General features: G+C 63.9%; 28 protein-coding genes and 1 tRNA gene. 14 read left to right on the forward strand and 15 right to left on the reverse strand.

Going from position 1 to position 22876, the window contains the following annotated elements; all coding sequences use genetic code 11:
- Position 1 precedes the first annotated feature (1 nt).
- From SIL87_RS17680 to SIL87_RS17710, 7 genes are all read left to right on the forward strand, one after another.
- Positions 2 to 919 (forward strand): CoB--CoM heterodisulfide reductase iron-sulfur subunit B family protein, encoded by a 918-nt coding sequence (locus tag SIL87_RS17680; RefSeq protein ID WP_319615461.1) that lies wholly within the window; start codon positions 2 to 4, stop codon positions 917 to 919.
- Complete coding sequence (locus SIL87_RS17685) at positions 916 to 1413, forward strand: hypothetical protein (protein WP_319615462.1); 498 nt, start codon at positions 916 to 918, stop codon at positions 1411 to 1413. Before SIL87_RS17680 ends, SIL87_RS17685 begins: the two co-directional genes overlap by 4 nt.
- A gap of 12 nt (positions 1414 to 1425) precedes the next feature.
- Positions 1426 to 1869, forward strand: a complete 444-nt coding sequence (locus SIL87_RS17690; RefSeq protein WP_319615463.1) for a glycine cleavage system protein H — start codon at positions 1426 to 1428, stop codon at positions 1867 to 1869.
- Positions 1870 to 1908: 39 nt separating this feature from the next.
- A complete protein-coding gene (locus tag SIL87_RS17695; RefSeq protein WP_319615464.1) occupies positions 1909 to 2130 on the forward strand; it encodes a sulfurtransferase TusA family protein in 222 nt (73 codons plus the stop codon).
- A gap of 64 nt (positions 2131 to 2194) precedes the next feature.
- On the forward strand, positions 2195 to 2677 hold the full coding sequence (locus tag SIL87_RS17700) for a DUF302 domain-containing protein (RefSeq protein ID WP_319615465.1): 483 nt from the start codon (positions 2195 to 2197) through the stop codon (positions 2675 to 2677).
- A gap of 89 nt (positions 2678 to 2766) precedes the next feature.
- Positions 2767 to 3264 carry a sulfur carrier protein DsrE2 gene (gene dsrE2, locus SIL87_RS17705; protein WP_319615466.1) on the forward strand — a complete coding sequence of 166 codons (498 nt, stop codon included), beginning with the start codon at positions 2767 to 2769 and terminating at the stop codon, positions 3262 to 3264.
- 7 nt (positions 3265 to 3271) lie between these two features.
- A complete protein-coding gene (locus tag SIL87_RS17710) occupies positions 3272 to 4339 on the forward strand; it encodes an NAD(P)/FAD-dependent oxidoreductase (protein WP_319615467.1) in 1068 nt (355 codons plus the stop codon).
- 18 nt (positions 4340 to 4357) lie between these two features.
- Here the strand turns inward: SIL87_RS17710 and SIL87_RS17715 are convergent, their stop codons facing one another.
- A complete protein-coding gene (locus SIL87_RS17715; RefSeq protein WP_319615468.1) occupies positions 4358 to 4825 on the reverse strand; it encodes a rhodanese-like domain-containing protein in 468 nt (155 codons plus the stop codon).
- A gap of 350 nt (positions 4826 to 5175) precedes the next feature.
- On the opposite strand from SIL87_RS17715, the gene SIL87_RS17720 reads away from it, so the two are divergent.
- From SIL87_RS17720 to SIL87_RS17735, 4 genes are all read left to right on the forward strand, one after another.
- Complete coding sequence (locus tag SIL87_RS17720; protein WP_319615469.1) at positions 5176 to 5565, forward strand: DsrE/DsrF/DrsH-like family protein; 390 nt, start codon at positions 5176 to 5178, stop codon at positions 5563 to 5565.
- A 15-nt stretch (positions 5566 to 5580) separates the two neighbouring features.
- Positions 5581 to 5814, forward strand: coding sequence for a sulfurtransferase TusA family protein (locus SIL87_RS17725; RefSeq protein ID WP_319615470.1), 234 nt, complete (start codon positions 5581 to 5583; stop codon positions 5812 to 5814).
- Between the two features lie 122 nt (positions 5815 to 5936).
- The gene (locus SIL87_RS17730; protein WP_319615471.1) at positions 5937 to 7076 is read left to right on the forward strand and encodes an NAD(P)/FAD-dependent oxidoreductase; all 1140 of its coding nucleotides are present in this window, start codon (positions 5937 to 5939) and stop codon (positions 7074 to 7076) included.
- A gap of 12 nt (positions 7077 to 7088) precedes the next feature.
- The gene (locus SIL87_RS17735; protein ID WP_319615472.1) at positions 7089 to 7907 is read left to right on the forward strand and encodes a hypothetical protein; all 819 of its coding nucleotides are present in this window, start codon (positions 7089 to 7091) and stop codon (positions 7905 to 7907) included.
- A 57-nt stretch (positions 7908 to 7964) separates the two neighbouring features.
- On the opposite strand, the gene SIL87_RS17740 is transcribed toward SIL87_RS17735, so the two are convergent.
- Together SIL87_RS17740 and SIL87_RS17745 are read right to left on the reverse strand one after the other, a co-directional pair.
- On the reverse strand, positions 7965 to 8792 hold the full coding sequence (locus SIL87_RS17740) for a 4-(cytidine 5'-diphospho)-2-C-methyl-D-erythritol kinase (RefSeq protein WP_319615473.1): 828 nt from the start codon (positions 8790 to 8792) through the stop codon (positions 7965 to 7967).
- Between the two features lie 10 nt (positions 8793 to 8802).
- Entirely contained in the window at positions 8803 to 10503 is a 1701-nt protein-coding gene (locus SIL87_RS17745) for a tetratricopeptide repeat protein (RefSeq protein WP_319615474.1), read from the reverse strand.
- Between the two features lie 152 nt (positions 10504 to 10655).
- On the opposite strand from SIL87_RS17745, the gene apaG reads away from it, so the two are divergent.
- The 3 genes from apaG (at position 10656) to SIL87_RS17760 (ending at position 11995) form a co-directional block, all read left to right on the forward strand.
- Positions 10656 to 11075, forward strand: coding sequence for a Co2+/Mg2+ efflux protein ApaG (gene apaG / locus SIL87_RS17750; RefSeq protein ID WP_319615475.1), 420 nt, complete (start codon positions 10656 to 10658; stop codon positions 11073 to 11075).
- 111 nt (positions 11076 to 11186) lie between these two features.
- Positions 11187 to 11831, forward strand: a complete 645-nt coding sequence (folE, locus tag SIL87_RS17755) for a GTP cyclohydrolase I FolE (protein WP_319615476.1) — start codon at positions 11187 to 11189, stop codon at positions 11829 to 11831.
- Between the two features lie 79 nt (positions 11832 to 11910).
- Positions 11911 to 11995 (forward strand) — tRNA-Leu (locus tag SIL87_RS17760).
- Positions 11996 to 12000: 5 nt separating this feature from the next.
- On the opposite strand, the gene SIL87_RS17765 is transcribed toward SIL87_RS17760, so the two are convergent.
- The 12 genes from SIL87_RS17765 to SIL87_RS17820 all read right to left on the reverse strand — a co-directional run bounded on the left by SIL87_RS17765 (position 12001) and on the right by SIL87_RS17820 (position 22826).
- Positions 12001 to 12546, reverse strand: coding sequence for an NADH-quinone oxidoreductase subunit B family protein (locus tag SIL87_RS17765; protein ID WP_319615477.1), 546 nt, complete (start codon positions 12544 to 12546; stop codon positions 12001 to 12003).
- Positions 12547 to 12552: 6 nt separating this feature from the next.
- Complete coding sequence (locus tag SIL87_RS17770; protein WP_319615478.1) at positions 12553 to 13953, reverse strand: hydrogenase large subunit; 1401 nt, start codon at positions 13951 to 13953, stop codon at positions 12553 to 12555.
- A 7-nt stretch (positions 13954 to 13960) separates the two neighbouring features.
- Entirely contained in the window at positions 13961 to 15409 is a 1449-nt protein-coding gene (locus tag SIL87_RS17775) for a hydrogenase 4 subunit F (protein ID WP_319615479.1), read from the reverse strand.
- Positions 15406 to 16092 carry a hydrogenase-4 component E gene (locus SIL87_RS17780; protein WP_319615480.1) on the reverse strand — a complete coding sequence of 229 codons (687 nt, stop codon included), beginning with the start codon at positions 16090 to 16092 and terminating at the stop codon, positions 15406 to 15408. The genes SIL87_RS17775 and SIL87_RS17780 overlap by 4 nt, the downstream gene beginning before the upstream one ends.
- Positions 16092 to 17048: a respiratory chain complex I subunit 1 family protein gene (locus tag SIL87_RS17785; RefSeq protein WP_319615482.1), complete on the reverse strand. Its 957-nt coding sequence runs from the start codon at positions 17046 to 17048 to the stop codon at positions 16092 to 16094. The genes SIL87_RS17780 and SIL87_RS17785 overlap by 1 nt, the downstream gene beginning before the upstream one ends.
- Positions 17039 to 19063, reverse strand: coding sequence for a hydrogenase 4 subunit B (gene hyfB / locus SIL87_RS17790; protein ID WP_319615484.1), 2025 nt, complete (start codon positions 19061 to 19063; stop codon positions 17039 to 17041). Before hyfB ends, SIL87_RS17785 begins: the two co-directional genes overlap by 10 nt.
- On the reverse strand, positions 19060 to 19317 hold the full coding sequence (locus SIL87_RS17795; protein WP_319615485.1) for a helix-turn-helix domain-containing protein: 258 nt from the start codon (positions 19315 to 19317) through the stop codon (positions 19060 to 19062). The genes hyfB and SIL87_RS17795 overlap by 4 nt, the downstream gene beginning before the upstream one ends.
- Before the next feature lie 132 nt (positions 19318 to 19449).
- A complete protein-coding gene (locus tag SIL87_RS17800; RefSeq protein WP_319615486.1) occupies positions 19450 to 19803 on the reverse strand; it encodes a DUF167 domain-containing protein in 354 nt (117 codons plus the stop codon).
- A 47-nt stretch (positions 19804 to 19850) separates the two neighbouring features.
- Positions 19851 to 20150, reverse strand: a complete 300-nt coding sequence (locus SIL87_RS17805) for an alkylphosphonate utilization protein (protein ID WP_319615487.1) — start codon at positions 20148 to 20150, stop codon at positions 19851 to 19853.
- Between the two features lie 167 nt (positions 20151 to 20317).
- Positions 20318 to 21184, reverse strand: coding sequence for an MBL fold metallo-hydrolase (locus tag SIL87_RS17810; protein ID WP_319615488.1), 867 nt, complete (start codon positions 21182 to 21184; stop codon positions 20318 to 20320).
- A 160-nt stretch (positions 21185 to 21344) separates the two neighbouring features.
- Positions 21345 to 22046 (reverse strand): CBS domain-containing protein, encoded by a 702-nt coding sequence (locus SIL87_RS17815; RefSeq protein ID WP_319615489.1) that lies wholly within the window; start codon positions 22044 to 22046, stop codon positions 21345 to 21347.
- A 78-nt stretch (positions 22047 to 22124) separates the two neighbouring features.
- On the reverse strand, positions 22125 to 22826 hold the full coding sequence (locus tag SIL87_RS17820; RefSeq protein WP_319615490.1) for a Crp/Fnr family transcriptional regulator: 702 nt from the start codon (positions 22824 to 22826) through the stop codon (positions 22125 to 22127).
- Between the last annotated feature and the right edge of the window lie 50 nt (positions 22827 to 22876).

The raw sequence follows: 22876 nt of genomic DNA on the forward strand, positions 1-22876 counted from the left end.
CATGAAACACAAAAAAGTCGCCTATTATCCCGGTTGCGCCCTCGAAGGCACCGGCCACGCCTACAACCGCTCCACCAAGGCGGTCGGCAAGGCGCTGGGGCTCGACCTCGTCGAGCTGGAGAACTGGAATTGCTGCGGCGCCATGGAGGTCAAGAACGTCGACCCCAAACTGCAGACCTATCTTTCCGCCCGCAATCTCGCCATCGCCGAAGACATGGGCTTCGACACCGTTATGGCGCCCTGCAACGGCTGCTACCACAATCTGAAAAAAGCCGAATACGATCTTGAGCACGATCAGGGCTCGAAGGACGTGGTGAGCCGGATTTCGACCAAGGCGGGTCACAAGACCTATGAAGCCGGCAAGGTCACCACGATCCACGCCCTGGACTGGATCAAGGAGTCGGTCGGCGAGGAAGGTCTCGCCAAGCTGGTGAAAAAGCCGCTGAAGGGCCTCAAGGTCGCCAATTACTACGGCTGCATGTATACCCGCCCCCGTCACATCTTTCCTGAAAAAGATCAGGGACCGGGTTCTGAATCGACCTCGAAGCCGCATTTCATGGACGATCTGCTCGCCGCCGCCGGTGCCACCAATGTCGATTTCCCGCTCAAGACCGCCTGCTGTGGCGGGGCGCACACCCTCTCCGACTCCGACACCTCGACCAAGCTGGTTCTGAATATCCTGATGGCCGCGGAAGCCTGCGGCGCCGATGTGATCGCCACCGAATGCCCGACCTGCCATACCGGGCTCGAAATGCACCAGAAGCGCGCCGAGACCAATTTCGGCAAAAAAACCTCGGTGAAAATCCTCTATTTCACCCAGTTGCTCGGCATGGCCATGGGCCTGTCCAAGCGCAATGTCGGGGTCCATGAAAACTTCTCCGACTCGGGCGATCTGCTCAAGGCGCGAGGTCTCGGATGACCACCGATCTCGCCTTGCCGGTGATCGACCCGCGCGGCGAGGCCTGTGACGACCTGCTGGCGCTCGATCCGGCGGTTCTCGCGCAGGCCCGGTTCGCGATCATTCACGATCTGGTGGCCTTTGCCGAAGACCGTGTTTCGGTCTGGCTGATGTCGAAGGGCAAGACTCCGGGCGATGCCGAGGTCGAGGGATTTCGCCTGCTCGGCCTGCATCGTCAGGCCGCGCAGGGCGATGCCAGCTTCAACGCCTGCCGCGAAACCTGCCGCGAACTGATCTATCAGACCAACATGGTGAAGGCCGCAACCGACGATGCCGAAGCCGCCCGGCACGTCCGGCTCGCAATCATGGTTGCCAGACATCTTGCTTTGTTCATAAATGGCAAACTCGAAGTTGCCGGCCTTGGCGAATTCTGCTGCTCCGCGAAAGGTATTCGCAGCGAAGACGCCGATCGGACCCAAGGCCATGATTTCGACACGACAATGACAACGCCCTGAGGGAAATCGAACATGGCAAATGTCCGCGGCTGCAACCTTCCTGACGATCTAATCTACGATGTCGACAACAACATGTGGTACCGAGCCGAAGCCGATGGCACGATCACTCTGGGCATGACCGCGGTGGCCGCCGCCCTCGCGGGCCAGCTCGTCGCGTTCACCCCCCGCAAGGTGGGGCGTTCGGTCCAAGCCGGCAAATCCTGCGCCACCATCGAATCCGGCAAATGGGTCGGGCCGGCGAAAATCGCCTTCGATGCCGAAGTCGTGGCCGTGAACGATGCCGTGGTCTCCGATCCCAAACTCGCCAACGCCGACCCCTACGAAAAGGGCTGGCTGGTCCGCGTCAAATCCCCGGGTTGGGATGAAGTCAAACCGAAACTCACGCCGGGTGCGCAGGTTGCCGCCCCATACGAAGCCAAAATGGTCGCGGACGGCTTTGCCGGCTGCGCACCCTGAGCCGCCTGATCGTCAACATAAAACGGAGGAACTCACGCAATGCACATGCTCGACGCCAAGGATCTGAACTGCCCTTTGCCGATCCTGCGGACTAAAAAGGCCCTCAAGGACGTCCCCTCCGGCGAAGTGCTCGAAATCCACGCGACCGATCCGGGCGCGGTGAAGGATTTCGAAGCATTCTGCCGTACCACGGGGAACGAATTGCTGGGTCATCGGGTCGAAGGAAAGGTTTATATCTTCCAGATCAAACATACGGCCTAGCGGCAACATCAAACAGGTGGGGGAGGAGGGTCTTATGGAAAGACGCTCGCTAATAAACGCGGCAATGACCGCACCGATCGGCTTCATGGCGGCAGGGGTGATGAATGTCGCCCAGGCCGCCGATAGCAGTTCATTCGCTCAAAATGTCGTCTGGATGCCGTTGAAGGCTGGGGTCACGCCCAGCCTTTGCGTCGATTCGATGACCACCCAGGCCGATACCGTCAATATGAAGCAGGTCGGTCATCTGCCCTTGTCGAAACAGGTCGAGATGATGCTCGGCAAGAAGCAGCCTCTGATCGAGGTCTTCATGTTCTGCAATCCTTTGACCGCCGTGAAGATGGTCCAGGCCAACTACGCCTTCGGGGCCTACCTGCCCTGCCGCATCACGCTGCTCGAAGCCAAACCGAACGAATTCGGCGTGGTAATGCTCAATCTGGACCCGTTGATCGCCCAGATCCCGAAAAACTCACCCCTTTTGAAGGCTGCGCAGGATGTCAACACATCGCTCCTGAGCATCCTGAAGGCCGGGGCGGACGGGTCACTGTAATGAACCCAAACAGGCACGCCCCGTTCGCGGCGGACGAGCGTTGCCCCTCCCGCCGCGCATAACACCAACAGAATGAAGGAACCAGTTCGATGTCCGAACCCACCGCGAACGCCAAGGCTATGTCGATCATCGTCACCAAGGGAACCCTCGACTGGGCCTATCCTCCCTTCATTCTCGCGACCACCGCAGCCGCGATGGGGCTCGACGTCACGATGTTCTTCACGTTCTACGGCCTCAACCTGCTGAAGAAAAAGCTCGATCTCGGCGTCAGCACCCTCGGCAACCCCGGCATGGAAATGCCGATGGGCGGCATGCACGTGAAAATGCCGAACATCGTCTCGATGCTGCCGGGGGTCGATGCCATGGCGACCTCCATGATGAAAAACCTGATCAAGAAAAAAGGCGTCGCCTCGATCGAGGAATTGCGCGAAATGGCCATCGAGGCCGATGTCAACATGATCGCCTGCCAGATGACGCTCGACCTCTTCGAGTACAAGCGTGAAGATCTGATCCCCGGCCCCAGCCTCGGCGGTGCCGCCTCCTATATCGAGGTCGCCCAGAAGGCCGGGATCAATCTCTACATCTGATCCGGACATGGCGACCGGTCATCAGGTCGATCTGCTGGTGATCGGTTGCGGGCCGGCGGGAGCCTCGGCGGCGCGCACCGCAGCCGAGGCCGGGCTTTCCGTCCTGCTGATCGATCGCCGGTCCAAAATCGGCGATCCGGTTCAGTGCGCGGAATTCGTGCCCCTGCCGATGGCGCGTCACGTCAAACGCACCGGCACGCTGGTTCAGACCATCGCCACCATGACGAGTTTTCTGCCCTCGGGTGCGCAGGATATCAGTGATTTCCCCGGCCTGATCATCGATCGCGGTGCCTTCGACCGCGCTTTGGCGGCCGAAGCGGGCGCTGCCGGTGCGACGATCTGGACCGATTGCCGATTTCTCGGCTGGAACGGCAAGGTCGCCACCCTGCAACAGGGCGAACGCACCGTGCCGGTTTCAGCACGCTGCCTGATCGGCGCCGATGGCCCGCACAGCAGCGTCGCCGCTGCCCTCGGCCTGAAACCCCAGCCGATCGTGCAGACGCGGCAATACACCGTCCCCCTGCGCCGTCCCCATACCGCGACCGACATCTATCTCTCGGATCGTTTCCCCGGCGGTTACGGCTGGCTGTTTCCCAAAGCCACGGTGGCCAATCTTGGCGTCGGGGCCGATCGCGGGCTAGGACCCGATCTCAAGACCCCGCTCGACCAACTCCACCGCGATCTCGCGGCGAGCGGTCTGGTCGGCACCGATATTCTCCACCGCACCGGGGGCGCGATTCCGGTGGGCGGTGCCCGGGGAATGGTGCATGGCAACACGGTTCTGGTCGGCGACGCCGCGGGCCTGACCCACCCGATCACCGGTGCCGGGATTTCCGCCGCGGTGATCAGCGGTGAAGCCGCCGGCCACGCCGCCGCACGCTGGTGTGCGGGCGAGCCCAAGGCCTTCGTCGAGATGGAAGACGACATGCAGGAGTTGTTCGGGCCGACGCTCCAACGCGGCGTTCAGTGCCGGTCGCGCTTCCAGCCACTCTGGCACAGCACAGCCACGCAGGACGACACCGTGATGCGCCACGGCTGGATCGCCTTCGAACAGTATTTCGCTCAGGCCGCCTGAGCCGGCCGCCCGGTCCGGTTACGCGGCGGCAACGCCGTCGCGGGCGTCGAGGATACCCGCCGGCAGGAATTCCGGTGCCGCATGATCCGGGCTGCGCCAGTCGCGCCAGCCACCCCGCACCGAATACGAATGGGTATAACCAAGATCGCTCAGCAGCTTCGCGGCATACAGGCTGCGCCGGCCGCTGTTGCACAAGCACAGAAAACAGGGGCGCTCCTTGGCGAAATAGAGCTTGTTGAGGTCCATCACGAACATCGCCGCGTTCTTCCGGTCCGGCTCCTCGGCATCCAGCATTTCCTGCTCGTCCTGATCGAGGGGCTTCCCGAGCGAATTCTTGAACGTGAACAGCGGCACATGCACCGCTCCGGGGATATGCCCCTCAAGTTCGAGTTCGAAAGCCTGCCTTACGTCGATCAGCAGACCCGCACCGATCGCGATCATTTCGCGCGCAGTCGGGATCGAGACTTCGCATCGTAGCTCACTCATGGGCCAATATCTCCGGTAGCGTCGGGTGGGGTCTCTGTTGCGGTGCAAGAACACGCACAAGTAGAGATCACGATTATCTTACCGGTCAACAACGTCGTGATCAAATCGGCGAGACGATCAATTTCATCTATTTTCATGATATCTGATCAAAAGATGATATTTTCGCTTTCCCGATGGTTTCGGGTGCGCTAGGCTCCGCTTAGTCGATGTCTGAATATGCTTAACTGATTCTGGCTAAGTATCCGGCTTACCTCTGTTTCGCCCTACGATGCCGGGCCTCGAATGCGTGCGTCCCCTCTCTGATTGCTACAGCCTGACCAACAAAAAACGATAATCCGGAGGATGACTGAATGAACACTCCGCTCTACGTGATCTGCCTGAGCGGCAACATCGAACATCTGCAGTTCTGCGCCATGACCGCCTCGGTCGCGGCAGTATCGGGCCGCAAGGTCTCGATCTTCGTCAGCATGAACGCCTTTCCCCATTTCACCAACAAGTCAGCCGAGACGCCGCCCACCACCGGCCCATTCGGCGACCTCATGGCCACCAAGAAACTGCCCCCGTTCATGGAGTTGTTCGACAACGCGGTCGAACTCGGGGACGCAGAGATCTTCGCCTGCTCGATGGCGATGGATGTGATGGGGATCGGCAAGGACGATCTCAAACCCTTCGTCGCCGGCGCGCTCGGCCTGACCAAATTCCTCAGCGATGCCGAATCCGGCCAGTTGCTGATTTTCTGATCTGGAGACCTGAACATGAGTGAACCCAAACTCGTCGATGCCCGTGGCGGCTTCTGCCCCGGCCCCCTGATGGAACTGATCGCGACGCTGAAAACCCTCGAGGTCGGCCAATCGCTCGAACTGCTCTCGACCGATGAAGGCTCCGCCGCCGATGTTCCCGAATGGGTCCACAAGGTCGGCCACAAGATGGGCCCGACCTCGAAGGATGCCGAGGGCGTCTGGCACATCGTGGTCGAGAAGGCGAAATAGCCGCACCTGACCACGGCGCACGAGGGTAGTGCATCCACCGCCGCCGGGCGCGCGTAAAGACAGACAAGAGACCGATCGCTGACACTACAGATAACGGTACCACAAAAACGGAGGAAGTAATCATGCGTATTCTCGTCGTCGGTGGCGGCATGGGCGGCACCATTTTCGCCAATCACCTGGCCCGCCGCGTCAGTTCCGAAATGAAGCACGGCAAGGCGCGGATCACCATGCTGTCCGCAACCGACAAGCACGTCTATCAGCCCGGCTGGCTCTACGTCGCCATGGGCCGGATGACCCCGGATGAACTGGTGCGCGAACAGGCGAGCCTGCTCGAACCCGGCATCGCCTTTCATGTCGACCCGGTCGAAACATTCAACCTCGCCGACAACAACGTGGTCACCGCCAGCGGCAAGACCCACGAATACGATCTCATGATCATCGCGACCGGCTCGCGCCCGATGCCGAGCGATATCCCCGGCATGGCCGAACACTCGATCAACTGCTACTCGGCTGAAGCTGCGGTCGATTTCTTCGGCAAGCTGAGCGATTTCAAGGGCGGACGCATCGTCGTCGCGGTCGGCCTGCCGCACAAATGCCCGATGATCCCGCTCGAAATCACCTTCGCGATGCATGATTTCCTCAAGGATCGCGGCCTCGCCGACAAAACCGAGTTCCACTACACCTACCCGATCGGCCGGGTCCATTCGCTCGAAAACGTCGCGAAATGGGCCGCCCCGGAATTCGACCGGATGGGAATCAAGTACGAAACCCTTTTCAATATCAAGGAAGTCGACGCGAATAACGGCGTGGTCCGCAGCGAGGAAGGCTCCGAGCTGAAATACGACCTCGCGGTTTCCGTCCCGCCGCATCGCGGCCAGGAGGTCATCGAAAAGAACGGCCTCGGCAAGAACGGCTGGATCCCGACCAATCGCTTCAACCTCCACATGGAAGGCGAGCACGGCAAGAACGTGCTGGTCATCGGCGACACCACCAATCTGCCGATCAGCAAGGCCGGTTCGACCGCGCATTTCGAGGCCGAGGTCGCCGCCGAGAATGTCGCCGCCGTCATCAAGATGGGCCGCCCGGTTCGCAGCTACGACGGCAAGGTGTTCTGCTTCATCGAAGCCGGCAAGGACCGCGCGACCTACGCGATGTTCAACTACACCACCCCGCCGCAGCCGCGTGCGCCGAACCACGCCGTCCACGCCTTCAAGATGGCCTACAACCAGCTGTACTGGGCGACCGCGCGCGGTCTTTTGTGAGCGGGGGCCGTCATGGATCAGATACTCGACCCCCCAGGCTCCCATCTGACCGATGAGCGCCGCCAGCACGCCGAGTTCGCCCTCGCAACGCTCGTCGAGCACGGCGACCTCGACCGGCTGGTCGGCCTCGCCCGTCTGGTCGGCAGCGCGCAGGATGCGACCAGCGACGATACGGTAGGGCGCTTCGCCGCGATTGCCGGCGAAGGGCTCGACCTGCTCGACAAGGTCAATCGCAGCGGCATCGCCCGGGCGCTTCCCGCCATCTCGGCTTTGGTCGAACATGGCGATCTCGACCGCATCGTCGGCCTCGCACGGCTGATCGGCAGCGCGCAGGACGCAACCGGTGACGAAACGGTCGCGCGCTTCGCCGCAATTGCCGGCGAAGGGCTCGACCTGCTCGACAAGGTCAACCGCAGCGGGCTGTCGCGCGCCCTTCCCGCCATCTCGGCGCTGGTCGAGCATGGCGATCTCGACCGCATCGTCGGCCTCGCCCGCCTGGTCGGCAGCGCGCAGGATGCGATGTCCGACGAGATGGTCAGCCGCATGGCCGCCTTCGCGGGCGATGCGCTCTGCATCGCCGATCGTCTGGTCCGTAACCGGGTGGTGGACCGGATGATGGCGTTGCTCAATGACGAATCGATGATGTCGATGCTCGACAATATCGGTCCCGCCATCGAGTCCGCCGTGCAAAAATCCCAAACGGAGCCCGCCCCTTCGGGCGGGTTATCGGGACTGTGGTCGATGATGAAGCAACCGGAAACCCAGAAAACGCTTCAATTCATGCTGAACATCGGCACCGCCTTGCGCCAGCCCTCCCACCCCCGGAGCTGAAGCCGGCGCAAACCGGCCGGGGGCGATGATCGTGCGGATCGTCACCCCCGGCCGACCTCACCCGCCCCACACCCACCACCCCTCGCGGCGCAGGCCGATTGCGGCCCGTTTCGCGTGAGCGACGGTTGGAAACAAACCAAAACACGTCGCACCCGAGCCGCTCATTCGTGAGAGCAAACAGTCCGGCTGATCCCGGATCGCCGCGAGGGCATCGCCGATCACCGGCTGCAACCCGATCGCCGGGGCTTCGAGATCGTTGCCGAACCGCGCAAGATCGCGCGCCATCGCCGCCGCGCTGTTCCAGCCGCGCGGCAGCAGGGCGGGCGGCGAGAACGCCCCATGCCGCGCCTTGAAGATCGCCGGGGTCGAGACCGCCACCCCGGGATTGACCAGCACCATGCCATAAGGCGGCAGATCGGGTGCCGGTTCGAGCACCTCGCCAATGCCGCCCATGCGCGCGGGCGTGCTGGCGAGGCAGGCCGGCACATCCGCGCCGAGCCCGAGCGCGAGCCCGTCCGGCACCTCGCAGGCCCAAATGCGGGCCAGCAGCCGCAACGCCGCCGCCGCATCCGCCGATCCCCCGCCGATCCCGGATGCGACCGGCAGGGATTTGATCAAATGAAACGCATACGGCGCCGTGCATTGCCGGGCATCGCCGAACCGCCGCGCCGCCCGGAGGATCAGATTGTCGGGATCGGCGGTGAGCGACCCCGCGAACGGGCCGGCGATCGTGAGAGAGGCCCGATCGGCAATCGTCATGCTCACATCGTCGCCGACCGGCGGAAACACCACGAGACTATCGAGCAAATGATAGCCATCGGGCCGCCTGCCGGTGACGAGCAGATGGAGATTGACCTTGGCAGGCGCGAATTCGGTGAGCTTCATCGCGGCAGGGTCACGACCCGTGATCGTCCCGCTCCAGCGCCGCCCGTATCTTCGCGGCCTCGGCGGGGTCGGGGTGGAGCGACAAAGCCCGCGCCCACTGGTTGCGCGCGGCCAGATAGTCCCCGGCGGCGGCGTAGATATCGGCGAGATGGGCATTGACCTCGGGATCGTTGGGTGCGGCCTGAACCGCGCGGATCTGCTCGCGCATCGCCTCCGCGAGCTTGCCACGCTTGAGCAGCACATAACCGAGACTGTCGATGATCGCGCCTTCGTTCGGGTCGATCTGCAACGCCTGCTCGATCATGCTCTGCGCTCTGGCAAGGTGGATGCCGCGCACCGCATAGGAATACCCGAGATAATTCAGCACGAAAGGCTGGCCCGGCTCGATCGCGAGGGCCTGCTTCAGATCGGCTTCGGCCTCCGGCCAGTGGCCGCTCTTATCCTCCGCGATCGCCCGCCCGTAATAAATCGCCCAGGCCGAGCCGGGCGGATTGGGACCGAGCCTTGCCAGCGCCTGATCGTAAAGCCGCAGCGCAGACGCATAATGCCCGGCATCGCGCTCGATATCGGCGGCAAGCACGATGGGCGTCGATACGTGCGGATGAGCGGCGGCAAGCGCTTCGAGCGCCGGAACCATCGCGGCCCCCTTGCCCATGCCCGCCAGGATCTGCGCCCTCTGCACCACGGCGGGACCGTAGAGCGGATCGCTGGCCGGTATCCGCCCCAGCGTCGCGGCGGCTTTGGCGGATTGCCCGCGCGCCATGTCGAGATTGGCGGCAAGCAACCGCGCCGCCGACAGATCGGGGCGCAGCCGGAGCGCGAAGCGGAGCAGCAACTGGCGCAGCAGGATCTGCTGGGGCTGATCCAGCGAGCCGGCAAGGGTCAGGTATGCCTCGGCGGCACCCTGCTTCGCGGACTCGACCATCGGCCGGCTGGCATCGGCTTCGAGGGCATCGAGCGCGAGGCGCAGATCGGGATGACTTGCGACCATCCGCACCAGAATCGCATCGGCGGCCTGATGCTGGCCCTGCCGCGCGCGAAAACTCGCGAGGGCCTGGGCCAGCCGGAGGTTGGGCGCGGGAAACGCGCGTTCGGCGATCAGATAAAGCGGGGCCGCCTCGGCCTCACGCCCCGCGAGTTCCGCGATCATCGCGGCATTGAGCGCATAGACCGGGCCGAACGGCGCCGTCGCCTCGCTCTGCTTCAACCGGGTGATCGCCCGATCGAACTCACCCTCGCCCGCCTCGGTCCAGGCCAGCAGCAACGGACGGATCAAGCCGGTCACCCCGGTGGGCGGCATGGTTTTGAACACTGCCGCCGCCTTCGCATTATGGCCGGATGCGAGCAGCGCATTGCCGCGCACCATCAGCGCCAGCGGATCGGTGCCCATCCGCCGCGCCAGAGCGGGCGCATTCGGGCTGTTGGCGAGCAGCGCGGTGACGAAGGCCTGATGCAGCAGCATCGGGTTGGTGGGGTCGAGGCTGTAGGCCCGATCGAAAAACTGTGCCGCCTCATGGTCGTGCCCGGTTCCCGCCGCGTAATTGCCCGCCATGAAAGCGGCATAGAGCGGCATCGACGCCGCCAGGTTCGGCGCTGGCGGGTTCGGCGCTGCGGGGGTCGAGGCCGTCTGGGCCAGGCCGCCCGCGCAGGAGGAGAGCAGCAGCACGAGGGAACAGGCGGCACGCCGCAGCGTTTTCGATCCGGTGAGCATGAAACTCCCTAACCCGGATCGCCGATGCGGTCACGCCCGCCCTGCCCTGTCTGCTTGCCTTTTCTAGCCGCCTTGTCTCGCCATGACACGGGGGTTAAACCATCGGCACAGCGGCGCGGTGCCTTCGCGCGCCGACAGGTTAGGACTGACCCATGGCGCGCCTTTCGGCGAACGAGCTTTACACGCGTGAAACCGCCGGAATCCGGATCACCATCCGGGTGATCTACCTCGCCGACCAGTCACGCCCCGATGATCGCCATTTCGTCTGGGCCTATCATGTGCGGATCGAGAACACCGGTACCCGGACGATGCAGCTTCTCCGCCGGACCTGGACGATCACCGACGGCAACGGCCATCTCCAGCAGATCCACGGTCCCGGCGTGGTCGGCGAACAGCCGGTGCTCGATCCGGGCGATGTGTTCGAATACACTTCCGGCACCCCGCTCGAAACGCCGAGCGGTTTCATGTCCGGCTTCTATCACATGCTCGTGGTGGACAGCGGCGAGGTTCAGGATGTGCCGACCCCGCCGTTCAGCCTCGATTCGCCGCATGCCGACAGCCGGTTGCACTGAATTCATCATCCGGCACCGGCAAAGCCCCGGCGGGTTGCGGGGTTGCGGTCTCCGACCATATGCCGATCGGAGCGTTACGATGCGTCCGCATCGCGCGCTGAACAAGGGAGAATGCCGGTGGATATTCACAGCCCGCGCGATGAGTTGAACAGCGCGCAACATGAGGCTCGTCCGACCCAGGCGGAGGCGGAAGCCGCCATCCGCACGCTGATCCAGTGGGCGGGGGACGATCCGGCGCGCGAAGGGCTGCACGATACCCCGGCGCGGGTCGCACGTGCCTATCAGGATTTCTTCCGGGGTTACGCCGAAGATCCCGAAGCGATCCTCACCCGCACCTTCGAGGAAATCGAAGGCTATGACGAAATGGTGATCCTGCGCGATATCAGGCTGGAATCGCATTGCGAGCATCACATGGTTCCGATCATCGGGGTGGCCCACGTCGCCTATCTGCCCAATTTGCGGGTGGTCGGCATCAGCAAGCTCGCCCGCGTGGTCGATGCCTATGCGAAGCGGCTGCAGATCCAGGAAAAACTCACCGCCCAGATCGCCAACACGATCAACGAGGTGCTCCAGCCGCGCGGCGTCGCCGTGGTGATCGAGGCCGGGCACGAATGCATGTCGACCCGCGGCGTTCACAAGACCGGGGTTTCGATGGTCACGAGCCGCATGCTCGGCGCCTTCCGCGACGACCCCTCCACCCGGCGCGAGTTCCTCTCGATGATCCAGGGCCGGCGCTGCACCGGAGTGGAAACCTGAGGCGCCAGCCCGCAGGGTCAGCGCCCGGTGAGCCCCTCTTGGGCCGCCACCGGAGTTATGCTAAGGCCCGAATTCCGCTGCGGGCGTGGTGGAACTGGTAGACGCGCCGGACTCAAAATCCGGTTCCGAGAGGAGTGTCGGTTCGATTCCGACCGCCCGCACCACCCGGTCAGGATTGCGTCGATCGATGCGTCGGAGCTGAAGCGAGGGCGTTGGCGAAACCAATCAGCCCTTTCAGCAGAGTGACCGGATCGGGCGGGCAGCCGGGAATCCGCAGATCGACATCGAGGATTTGCGCCGCCGCGCCGATGCAGGCAGGGCTTCCGGCGAACACGCCGCCGGTGCAGGCGCAATCGCCGACGGCGATCACGAATTTTGGTGCCGCCATCGCCTCATAGGCCGATCGCATGGCCTCCAGCATGTTACGGGTCAACGGGCCGGTGATCATCAGCACGTCCGCATGGCGGGGCGAGGCGACGAATTTCAGCCCGAACCGTTCCAGATCGTGGAAGGCGTTGCCGAGTGCGGTGATTTCAAGCTCGCAGCCATTGCATGATCCGGCATCGAGTTCGCGGATCGCCAGCGAACGGCCGAGACGGCCCCGCGCAGTCTCTCCGAGTTCGGTCAGAAGCGCCATGGGTTCGGCCTCGCCCACCCGCGGTGCCGGTTCGGTCAGCTTGCCACGAAACAGGCTCTCGATCAGGGTTCTGCGCATGGGGTCCTACAGGTCGCAGCCGGAATAACTCGGGTTGAACGATTTGTTGCAGAGCGGGAAGTCGGCGACGATATTGCCCTCGATCGCGGTTTCCAGCGCCGGCCAGAAAAACCAGGACGGATCGCGCAGCATCGCAGCCTCGACGAGGCCGTCACGCAGCCTGACATGGGCAAAGATATCGCCGCGAAACCCTTCGACCAGCGCGTGGCCGGTGGTGATGGGGGTATCGGGCAGAGCGGCCCGCAACGGGCCGGTCGGCAGCGTCGCCAGCAGGTCGCGGATCAGCGAAATGCTCTGGTCCAACTCCGCCATGCGAATCTGGATCCGCGCATCGACATCGCCGGCGGATACGCCCGGTACGGTGAACCGGCAGGTGTCGTAAGGCTGGTAGGGAGCATCGCGCCTTGCATCGAAATCCTGACCCGACGCACGACCGACATAGCCGCCGCAGCCGAGCCGGCGGGCGATTGCCGGATCGAGCCGACCGCTGGTCACCATGCGGTCCTGCAACGACGCCGTCTTTTCGTAAAGCTCGGACAGGCGCCCCCACTGCGTGAGCAGATCGGCGAGCGTGGTGCGGATCAATGCCGCAGCGGCCTCCGTGAGGTCAGCCTCGACCCCGCCGGGAATGATACGGTCCATCATCAGCCGATGGCCGAAACATGCGGCGGACAGGCGCAGCACCCGTTCGCGCAGGGCGGCGGTCAGAGCGTTCATCAATGGAAAACCGCCATCGTTGCAGATCGCGCCGATGTCGCCGAAATGATTGGCGAGGCGTTCAAGCTCGGCCATGATGCCGCGTAGCGCGGCGGCGCGTGGCGGCACCACGATCCCGAGCGCCCGCTCCACCGCGCAGGCGAAGGCGTAGGCATAGGCCACCGTGGAATCACCGGAGATCCGCCCTGCGAGCTTCGCCGCATGCCCGATGGTCTGACCCCGCATCAAGCCGATCGTACCCTTGTGGGCGTAACCCAGCCGGGCTTCGAGCCGGACGATGGTTTCGCCATTGACCGAGAATCGGAAATGCCCCGGCTCGATGATCCCCGCGTGGACCGGGCCGACCGGAATCTGATGGATACCGGGGCCGATCGCCGGTTTGAACGCATAGGCGGCCGTGTGATCGAGCCAGGCGCGCGGGTCGGGCGTATCATCCGCGATCAGCCCGTGCAGGTCGCACAGCGCGCGTTCCATCAGGATCGCACCCGGATGATGAAGCGCGATCGAGGGGAAATGCCGGTCATGGGCCATGAGGCTGAGCACCCCCACGTCCCCCGATCCGCGCGGGCGACCCGCCAGATGCACCACGCAGCCATCGCCCGCCGGTTCCGCCCAGAGAGCGACGAACACCGATGCGCCGCTTGCCAGATCGGCTGCCGCTTCCTGCCAGGTTGCCTGATCGATCATCATCGGCGCCTCATCCCAGCAAGGTCGCGACATGGGCGAACCAGGCATAGAGAAACGCCGGCATCGCGAGGCCGACCAGCAGCACGATACCGAGATGAAGGAAAATCGAAATCGAGGAGGCGGTGATCGGATACGAGACCTCGCTCGGTTCGCCGAAGCAGACCGAGGTCATCCGCATCAGCAACGCGCCGAACGCCAGCAGGATCCCGAAACCGAGCAGCACGGCGAGGAGCGGGGCACGGGCGAAGGTGGAGGTGATCAGCAGGAATTCGGACGTGAAAATACCGAAGGGCGGCAGGCCGGCAATCGCGGCGACCCCGGCCACCAGGGTCCAGCCGAGCAGCGGATGGCTCCTGGTGAGGCCGGTGATCGCCGCGATCTTCTGGGTGCCCTTGGCCTGGGCGATATGCCCGACCGAGAAAAAGATCGCCGATTTGGTCAGCGAGTGCATCATCATCTGGAGCAGACCCGCAATATTGCCGAGCGGCCCGCCGATCCCGAACGCGAAGGCGATGATGCCCATATGCTCGATCGAGGAATAGGCGAACATGCGTTTGATGTCGCGGCGGCGATACAGCATGATCGCGGCAAAAAACAGCGAGAGCAGCCCGACCCCGATCATCAGTATCCCCGGCTGGACCGTCGCATGGCTCATCGCCAGCAACATCTTGAACCGCAGGATCGCGTAAAGGGCGACGTTGAGCAGCAGACCCGACAGCACCGCTGAAATCGGCGTCGGCCCTTCGGCATGGGCGTCCGGCAGCCAGGCATGCATCGGCACCAGCCCGGCCTTGGTACCGTAGCCGATCAGCAGGAAAATGAACCCCACATTCAGCATCGCCGGGTCGAGTTCCGCCGCGCGGTGCAGCAGATTGGTCCATTGCATCGCCCCCATGCCGACACCGAGCACCGGCTTGGCCGCCAGATAGATCAGGATGGTGCCGAACAGCGCGAGGGCGATGCCGACGCTGCCGAGAATGAGATATTTCCACGACGCCTCGATCGAAGCCGGCGTGCGATAGATCCCCACCATCATCACCGTCGAGAGTGTCGCGAGTTCGACGCCGAACCACATCAGGCCGAGATTGTTGGTGATCAGGGCGAGGTTCATCCCCACCATCATCACCTGGTACATCGCATGATAGAACCGCAGGTACCGCGGCGTCAGATGCCCGGTTTGCAGTTCATGCGCGATATAGCTCGCACTGAACACGCTCGTGGTGAAGCCCACGAAGCCGTTCAGCAACAGAAACACGATGTTCAGATCATCGATCAGAAACAGCTCGGTCGGGACCGGCCGGTACCGGAGCAGGACGGACGAGGCCGCGAGGGTCAGGAAGGTCGCACCGACATTAATCCCCGCCGCCAGACGCCAGGACGGCACCACGGCAAGGATCAGCGCGGCGAGCGTGGGGATCGCAATGGTGGCGATCACGGCGTCGTAGGCGATGCCGGTCACTGGGCTTCTCCCCGGAACGCATCGAGTGCCGCGCTATCCACCGTGTCGAACCGCTCCCGGATGCGAAACAGGAACACGCCGATCACGATGAAGGCAATCAGGATCGAAAATGCCACGCTGATCTCGACCACCAGCGGCATCCCCTGGGCGCCCGCAGCGGCGAGGATCAGGCCGTTTTCGAGCGACATGAAGCCGACGATCTGGCTGACCGCGTTGCGCCGCGTCACCATCATCAGCATCCCCAGCAGAATGACCGCGAGCGCCAGCGCCACATCCTCGCGCGCGAGCGCATCCGCATGGGCCGCGGTACGCAGCATCACCACCAGCGACAAGGCAACCAATCCGATCCCGGCGAGCATCGTCACGCTGATACCGCCGACCGCCTCGATCTGGTGATGAATGCCCAGCCGGATCACGATCCGCTGCAGCGCGATCGGAATGACCACCGCCTTGAACCCGAGGGCGAGCCCCGCGGTGATATAGAGTTCCGGCGCATGCTGGATATAGGCCTGCCAGCCAACCGCAACCCCGAGCACCGTCGAGTGCAGGGCCAGCACGTTGATCACGGAGGAGAGCCGGTCCTGATAGAGCATCATGAAACTGGCCAGCACCAGCGCCCCGGCCAGAACATGCGCGATGCTCAGCGTCGCGGCGGGAGAGATCAGGCTGCCCAGACCGGTCATCACAGCGTCGCCGAAACGAACAGGAGCAGCGTGCCGAGCAGACCGAGCATCAGTGCGGCACCAATGAAATTCGGGACCCGGAAAATTCTCATCTTCGCGATCGTGGTCTCGAAAACCGCGAGCAGCACGGCACCGGCGGCGAGCTTGCCGACGTAGCCGACCAACGCGATCGCGAGGGCCGGCAAGGCGGCGCCGGGTCCGGCCATGCCGAACGGGACAAAGATGCAGGCGATCAACGACATGTACAGGGTCAGTTTCAGCGCATGGGCAAGCTCGATCAGGGCCAGATGCCGGCCGGAATAGTCGAGCACCATCGCCTCATGCACCATGGTCAGCTCCAGATGGGTCGCGGGATTGTCCACAGGAAAACGCCCGGTTTCGGCGAGGGCCACGATCACCAGCGCCACCAGGCCAAGACCGAGCGAAAGCCGGAGCCCGGCGGCCTGCGAGTGCATGAAATCGGCAATGGCCGATAACTGGCTGGACCCGGCAACGACCGCCACCGTGAACACGATCATCAGCATTGCCGGCTCGGCCAGCGAGGCGAACATCGCTTCCCGGCTCGCTCCCAGACCACCGAACGCCGTAGCGACATCGAGTGCCGCCAGCATCTGGAAAAACCGCGCGGTGCCGAGTAGCGCCACGACCGCGATGAGATCGCCAGCGCCGGAAAACGGAAGACCCGTGGCAAAACTCGGAACCAGCGCGGCGGCGATCCATGTGAGGACGAAAATCGCATACGGTGCCAGAACGATCAGCCATGACGCATCGCCGGCAACGATGGCATCCTTGCCGGTCAGCTTGGCAAGATCGCGATAGATCTGCAGCAGCGGTGGTCCCGACCGGCGTTGCAGGCGCGCCTTCAGCAGACGCACGAACCCGGCAAGCAGCGGCGCCACCAGGATGACCAGTCCGATCTGAAACAACTGAAGCAGGAGCGGAACGATCAGGTCCATAACGCGGTCCACATCAGCAGCACCACCAGAGCCACAAACACGAATCCGAGATATTTGCGGATGCTGAGGAACTGCAGCCGGTTCATCCGCTCGGCGATCAGACCAATCGTGCTGACGAGCGGCGTATAGAGCGCGGCCCAGACCGGATCGGTCCAGTGATGCGTCAGGCGCGCCGGCCCGATGTCGCCCGGCGGTGGGAGGACGACATCGTCATGGGCGCGAAACATCAGCGTTGCGAACACGCGCCGGATCGGCTGCGCGAAGCCCGAGGGGCTGTATTGACCCGTCCCCCGCAGGGCGGCGGGATCGCGCTCCTGATAGCCACACGCCCAGGCCGGGGCACGGCGCGTGACGCGAGACCCGAAACGATAGAGGGTCAGGGCGGTCAGCCCGCCGCTGATCGCGATGAAAACGGCGATCAGCAGCGGGTCGTAGGAGCTCTGGCTGGAGGCAACCGGAACGACCGCCAGCCACGCGAGGCCGGCCTGGGCAGGCAGGCGCGCCCCCAGCAGCGCGTGGGTCACCGGGGCCAGAACATCGATCACCAGGCCAGGCAGCACACCGGCGGCAAGGCACAGCCCCGCGAGTCCGATCATGGCGCCGCGCGAAAACCTGTCGGTCTCATGGGCGGTGGCGGCCTCCGGGCTCCGCGCCCGGCCCAGATAGGCGATCCCGTAGAACCGCACGAAACAGGCCGACGCGAACGCGGTCGAGAGCGCCACCAGCGCCCCGATCGCCGGCACCGCCAGCTTCAGGCCGAACTGCGGCAAGGCCGGGCTCAGCAGGATCGCCTGCAACAGCAGCCATTCCGAGGCGAAGCCGTTGAGCGGCGGGAGTGCCGCTATCGCCATCGCCGCGATCAGCATCGGCACCGTGCTGATCTTCATCCGGTGGATCAGGCCGCCCAGCTGCGCGAGATCGCGGGTGCCGGTGGCGTGTTGAATGGCACCGGCCCCGAAAAACAGCGTCGATTTGAACAGCATGTGGTTCAGCGCGTGGAACAGCGCCGCCGTCAGCGCCAGCGCCGCGGCGATCATCATGCCATCGGCCTTGAATGCCAGCGCCAGCCCCAACCCCACGAAAATCAGCCCGACATTCTCGATCGTGCTATAGGCCAGGATCGTCTTGATATCGTCTTCCATCAACGCATACAGCACGCCGAGCACCGCCGTCATCCCGCCGACCAGCAGCACGACCAGCCCCCACCACCATGCGGCGGGTCCGACCAGATCGAACACGATGCGGATGAACGCATAGATCGCCACCTTGGTCATCACCCCGCTCATCAGCGCCGAAACATGGCTCGGCGCGGCGGGATGGGCATGCGGCAGCCACACATGCATCGGCACCAGCCCCGCCTTCGATCCGGCGCCGATCAGGGCGAGGATGATCACGAGGGCCCCGATCCAGGACGATCGATGCGCGTTGCGCATCGCGGCGAAGGCGTAATGCCCGTGCGCGCCCGCGAGCAGGCCGAAGCACAGAAGAAGCGCCAGCGTGCCCGCGCTGGCCATCAACAGATAGATCGTCCCCGCCCGTCTGATCGCCGCATCGGTATGGTGCGCCATGACCAACCCCCATGACGCGACCGACATCAACTCCCAGCACAGCAGAAACCCGTAGGCGTCAGCCGCGATGACGACCAGATTCATCGCCGCAAGAAACACCGGATAGAACGGCAGGATGCGCCAGGGCTCATGCTCGTGCCGGCCATAGCCGAGCGCGAACAGGCTGGCGGCGGCCGCCCCGAGATTGGTGATGATCAGAAACAGTGACGCGAGGTCATCCATCGTGAAATGCATGCCGAGCCCCGGCAGGCCGATCGGGAGAAGGACCCGGGGTACCGGCGCAATGCCAAAGCAAAGCTGGGTCAGCGACGCCAGCAGCGCCACGCCGGCAACCGCGAGCGAGCCGCCGTAAACCACGACATGCCCCGATGGGCGGCGACCCAGAACCGCACCGAGGGCGCCCAGCAACAGGAAGGCCATGGCACAGACGAGGATGATCGGCGTCATTTCGGATCGCTCTTCAGGCGAACCCCGCGGCCGCCCGCCGCGTCGGAGATGTCACCCGGCCGGATCACGATGACACCGGCACGGTCGAGCGCATCGAGCAGTTTCATCAGCGAGTCCACATTGCCGCGGATCACGCCTTCACTCCCTTCCATCCGCTGAATCGTCGGCAGGGACAGGCCGGAAAGCTCGGCGAGTTCCTTCTGATCGATACCCAGAAGCGCGCGAGCGGCTTTGAGTTGACCCGCAGAAATCATGTTTTATGCATCAATAACACCATAGAAAGCATCATAAACCATTTTTTCTCCATAGGCGCGCTGAATCCGCATCGCTGCAATGCGGTCACGCCGCAATCCCGCCGCCGATCCTGCGGCACCCCTTCCCGTCCCTCACGTCCCGAATACATCCGGCAGTCGGGTGGGGTTTTCGATGCGGAGCTGTTTGTTGACGCTCATCCGTCCGAACACGACGGTGATGGCGGCGGGCGGGACGCCGAATTCGCGGGCGAGGAAGCGGACCATATGGTCTGTGGCACGCCCGAGTTTGGGAGCGGCGGTGACGCTGACCATGAGCTGGCGGCCACGGACCTTGCCGATGGCGTCTTCGCGGGCGGCGGGTTTGCCGAGAATGTTGACCACGAGGGTGGTGCCGTCCCAGCGGAAAAATCCGTCTTCCGCCGGGCGGTCGGGTTCGGGGGTGGGCGTTTTGGCTTTCGCTTTGGCTTTGGCTCTGGCTTTGGCCATTGCGGGTTTGCCGGGGGGTGAGGTGCGGGGGTGCGACAGTCGGGCGATCAGCGTTTTTTCACGAACTCCGCGCGCAGGACGAGGCCTTTGATGGTTTCGTGCCGGCAGTCGATCTCTTCGGGGTCGTCGGTCAGGCGGATCGATCTGATGACCGAGCCACGCCGCAGGGTCTGGCTGGTACCTTTGACCTTGAGGTCCTTGATCAGGATGACGCTGTCGCCATCGGCCAGAACGTTGCCGACGCTGTCGCGCACGGTGCCGGCTGGTTCGGCGGGTGTGGGGGTGGCGGAGGCCGCCCGCCATTCGCCGGTGGTTTCGTCATAGACATAATCTTCGGATTCACTCATCGCGACGTCTTGTTCCTGTTGCCGTCCGACCCGCACCGCGCGGTGCCCGCAGGGCCGCTATAGGACCCGGGCGGCGGTGGATCGAACCGGATCGTCCGGTTGATGGCGGCGGCAAGCTGCGCCGCGCACCATGGACAGTTATGGCCTTCCCGATGAATCCGGATCGCCTACAACATGTTGATCGGTATTTTCAGGTAGGTCGTGCCGTTGTCTTCGGCGGGAGGCATGTCGCCGGCGCGCATGTTGACCTGGATCGAGGGCAGGATCAGGCGCGGCATGCCGAGTGTCGCGTCGCGGGCTTCGCGCATGGCGACGAAAGCGTCTTCGGTGATGCCGTCATGGACGTGGACGTTGCCGGATTTTTCGGCGGCGACCGAGGATTCCCACATGGTGACGTCGCGGCCGACGGGCCGGTAGTCGTGGCACATGAACAGGCGGGTTTCGGGCGGCAGCGCGAAGATTTTCTGGATCGAGCGATAGAGGGTGCGGGCATCGCCGCCGGGAAAATCGCAGCGGGCGGTGCCGTAATCGGGCATGAACAGAGTATCGCCGACGAAGGCGGCATCGCCGATCATCCAGGTCATGCAGGCAGGGGTGTGGCCCGGCGTGTGCATGACATGGCCCTGAAGGCTGCCGATGGTGAAGCGATCGCCGTCGCTGAAGAGGCGGTCGAACTGGCTGCCGTCCCGCTCGAATTCGGTGCCGGCATTGAAGATTTTGCCGAATATGTTCTGGACGATGGTAATGTTGGCCCCGATGCCGATTTTGCCGCCGAGCGCCTGCTGGATATAGGGGGCGGCGGAGAGATGATCGGCGTGGACATGGGTTTCCAGAACCCATTCGACGGTCAGGCCGTTCGCCTTGACGAAGGCGATGATGCGGTCGGCGAAATCAGTCGAGGTCCGGCCCGAGGCGGCATCGAAATCGAGCACGGAATCGATCACCGCGCAGGTGGTCGAGGCCGGGTCGCGCACAACGTAGCTGACCGTATTGGTCGGTTCGTCGAAAAACCCCTGGATTTCGGGTTTGGTCATGACTTCATCCTGCATGGCGGCGCTCCTTGATTACCTTTATGGCGGGGATTACCTGTATGGCGGGCAGGTTGGTCCCCGTGATGGTATATAGACAGTTTCGGGAGGTTATGCCCGAACGCGATCAACCCGCTGGCTCGATTGTTACGACGTGATCGTGCGGTCAGCCGAGCCCATAGGCGACGCCGGCGATCGGGTCGATCAGCGCGAGATCGTCATGGACGCTTTTGACCCCGGCGGTGTTCTCCGCCAGCACCCGCAGAGCATTGCGTTCAGCCTCGCTGAACACGGTGCCGCCGAGCGACGCGACCCCGGCCACAACCCTCACAGTCACATTACCTTTGGTGGCCCAGTTCGACCGCGCGATGGCGGTGCGGATCATGGTCGCGATCGCCTCGTCCGTCATCGCGCCGCCGCTGGAAACCACCAGCCGATCGAGCAGGGCGGCGAGAATGTCGCGCCGCGAAAGCACGCCGACCAGCAGGCCATCATTGACCACGGGCAGTTGTTTGATCCGGCGCTCCTCCATCACGGCGACCGCATCGACCAGACGGGTCGTCTCGGCAACCGTGACGACCGATTCGGTCATGATCTCGCCGACATGCCGCCCCCTGGTGCGAACGAAAGCGCGGGCCGAGGTTTCAGGGGTCAGAAAGCCGCGCCACCAGCCGATTTCCGGCGCGGTGTCCAGTTCCGGGCGGCGCAGCAGATCGCCATCGGTCACGATACCGAGCAACCGCCCGTCGCGGTCGATCACCGGCAGGGCCGATAAATGCCGGTCGAGCATGACACGCCCCGCATCGGCGATCGTGGTCTCCGGACCCACGGTGGTGGGCGCGACAGTCATGATATCCTTGATGTCCATTTTACCCTCCTCAGGATGTGATCCGAGGATTAGCGGGATCCCTGACCTTGCGCCTTGATCCAGATCAAGCGAGGGTCATCACGCGAAAGTCTGGCCGATCGCTGCGAGCCGCGCATGGTCGAGGATCGAAATCCGGTGATCGGCCGCAACCGCAACAACGCCCTGCCTGCGCAGCGAGGCCAGCACGCGGGAGACGGTTTCGATGGTAAGGCCGAGATATTCAGCGAGATCGCCGCGCAACATCGGCAGATCGAGCGGCGCGCCCGGATCGGCGCACAGCGTCCGCCGGTACCAGCCCTCCAGGAACGAGGCGACCCGTTCGATCGCGGTTTTACGGCCGAGCAGCAGCATCTGCTCCTGCGCGATGACCAGCTCATGCGAGGCGATTTCGAGCAGACGCCGTTCGATCACGGGAAACCGGGCCGATACCGCGCGCAGTTCGATCCGGTCGAACCGGCAGAGCTGGACCGGTTCGATTGCCTCGGCGCTGAAGGCATAACGGGTGCCCGCCGCGAGTCCGACGAAATCGCCGACGCCGACGAAACCGGTAATCTGCCGCCGCCCGTCCGCAAGGTCCATGTAGAGTTTTGCGGCGCCCTGATTGATGTTGAAAAAGTTGCGCGCAGGATTGCCTTCGGTCACGAAGACCTCGCCCTTCGCGATCGCGCTCCGGTGGGCGGCATCCGACAGAAAATGCAGGTCGTCGTCGTGCAGCGCATCGCACAAGCCCTGATGCCTGGCATCGCACCGTTTGCAGGCTTCGAGCTCGTGCCGCGACAATATATTAATCGCCGCCGGGCGCACTATTGTCGCAGATCCAGACAAATCGA

This window comes from Acidiphilium acidophilum, assembly GCF_033842475.1.
GTDB lineage: Bacteria > Pseudomonadota > Alphaproteobacteria > Acetobacterales > Acetobacteraceae > Acidiphilium > Acidiphilium acidophilum.

What these genes read in the sequence shown, in the direction of transcription:
- SIL87_RS17740 (WP_319615473.1), bottom strand. Translation starts at nt 8,792, where the DNA reads ATGAAGCTCACCGAATTCGCGCCTGCCAAGGTCAATCTCCATCTGCTC.
- SIL87_RS17710 (WP_319615467.1), top strand. Translation starts at nt 3,272, where the DNA reads ATGGCGACCGGTCATCAGGTCGATCTGCTGGTGATCGGTTGCGGGCCG.
- SIL87_RS17685 (WP_319615462.1), top strand. Translation starts at nt 916, where the DNA reads ATGACCACCGATCTCGCCTTGCCGGTGATCGACCCGCGCGGCGAGGCC.
- SIL87_RS17765 (WP_319615477.1), bottom strand. Translation starts at nt 12,546, where the DNA reads ATGCGCAGAACCCTGATCGAGAGCCTGTTTCGTGGCAAGCTGACCGAA.
- SIL87_RS17805 (WP_319615487.1), bottom strand. Translation starts at nt 20,150, where the DNA reads ATGAGTGAATCCGAAGATTATGTCTATGACGAAACCACCGGCGAATGG.
- SIL87_RS17770 (WP_319615478.1), bottom strand. Translation starts at nt 13,953, where the DNA reads ATGATGATCGATCAGGCAACCTGGCAGGAAGCGGCAGCCGATCTGGCA.
- SIL87_RS17800 (WP_319615486.1), bottom strand. Translation starts at nt 19,803, where the DNA reads ATGGCCAAAGCCAGAGCCAAAGCCAAAGCGAAAGCCAAAACGCCCACC.
- SIL87_RS17795 (WP_319615485.1), bottom strand. Translation starts at nt 19,317, where the DNA reads ATGATTTCTGCGGGTCAACTCAAAGCCGCTCGCGCGCTTCTGGGTATC.
- apaG (WP_319615475.1), top strand. Translation starts at nt 10,656, where the DNA reads ATGGCGCGCCTTTCGGCGAACGAGCTTTACACGCGTGAAACCGCCGGA.
- SIL87_RS17725 (WP_319615470.1), top strand. Translation starts at nt 5,581, where the DNA reads ATGAGTGAACCCAAACTCGTCGATGCCCGTGGCGGCTTCTGCCCCGGC.
- SIL87_RS17810 (WP_319615488.1), bottom strand. Translation starts at nt 21,184, where the DNA reads ATGACCAAACCCGAAATCCAGGGGTTTTTCGACGAACCGACCAATACG.
- SIL87_RS17785 (WP_319615482.1), bottom strand. Translation starts at nt 17,048, where the DNA reads ATGGACCTGATCGTTCCGCTCCTGCTTCAGTTGTTTCAGATCGGACTG.
- SIL87_RS17695 (WP_319615464.1), top strand. Translation starts at nt 1,909, where the DNA reads ATGCACATGCTCGACGCCAAGGATCTGAACTGCCCTTTGCCGATCCTG.
- SIL87_RS17730 (WP_319615471.1), top strand. Translation starts at nt 5,937, where the DNA reads ATGCGTATTCTCGTCGTCGGTGGCGGCATGGGCGGCACCATTTTCGCC.
- SIL87_RS17720 (WP_319615469.1), top strand. Translation starts at nt 5,176, where the DNA reads ATGAACACTCCGCTCTACGTGATCTGCCTGAGCGGCAACATCGAACAT.
- SIL87_RS17815 (WP_319615489.1), bottom strand. Translation starts at nt 22,046, where the DNA reads ATGGACATCAAGGATATCATGACTGTCGCGCCCACCACCGTGGGTCCG.
- SIL87_RS17690 (WP_319615463.1), top strand. Translation starts at nt 1,426, where the DNA reads ATGGCAAATGTCCGCGGCTGCAACCTTCCTGACGATCTAATCTACGAT.
- SIL87_RS17745 (WP_319615474.1), bottom strand. Translation starts at nt 10,503, where the DNA reads ATGCTCACCGGATCGAAAACGCTGCGGCGTGCCGCCTGTTCCCTCGTG.
- SIL87_RS17715 (WP_319615468.1), bottom strand. Translation starts at nt 4,825, where the DNA reads ATGAGTGAGCTACGATGCGAAGTCTCGATCCCGACTGCGCGCGAAATG.
- folE (WP_319615476.1), top strand. Translation starts at nt 11,187, where the DNA reads ATGCCGGTGGATATTCACAGCCCGCGCGATGAGTTGAACAGCGCGCAA.
- hyfB (WP_319615484.1), bottom strand. Translation starts at nt 19,063, where the DNA reads ATGACGCCGATCATCCTCGTCTGTGCCATGGCCTTCCTGTTGCTGGGC.
- SIL87_RS17735 (WP_319615472.1), top strand. Translation starts at nt 7,089, where the DNA reads ATGGATCAGATACTCGACCCCCCAGGCTCCCATCTGACCGATGAGCGC.
- SIL87_RS17700 (WP_319615465.1), top strand. Translation starts at nt 2,195, where the DNA reads ATGACCGCACCGATCGGCTTCATGGCGGCAGGGGTGATGAATGTCGCC.
- SIL87_RS17780 (WP_319615480.1), bottom strand. Translation starts at nt 16,092, where the DNA reads ATGACCGGTCTGGGCAGCCTGATCTCTCCCGCCGCGACGCTGAGCATC.
- dsrE2 (WP_319615466.1), top strand. Translation starts at nt 2,767, where the DNA reads ATGTCCGAACCCACCGCGAACGCCAAGGCTATGTCGATCATCGTCACC.
- SIL87_RS17680 (WP_319615461.1), top strand. Translation starts at nt 2, where the DNA reads ATGAAACACAAAAAAGTCGCCTATTATCCCGGTTGCGCCCTCGAAGGC.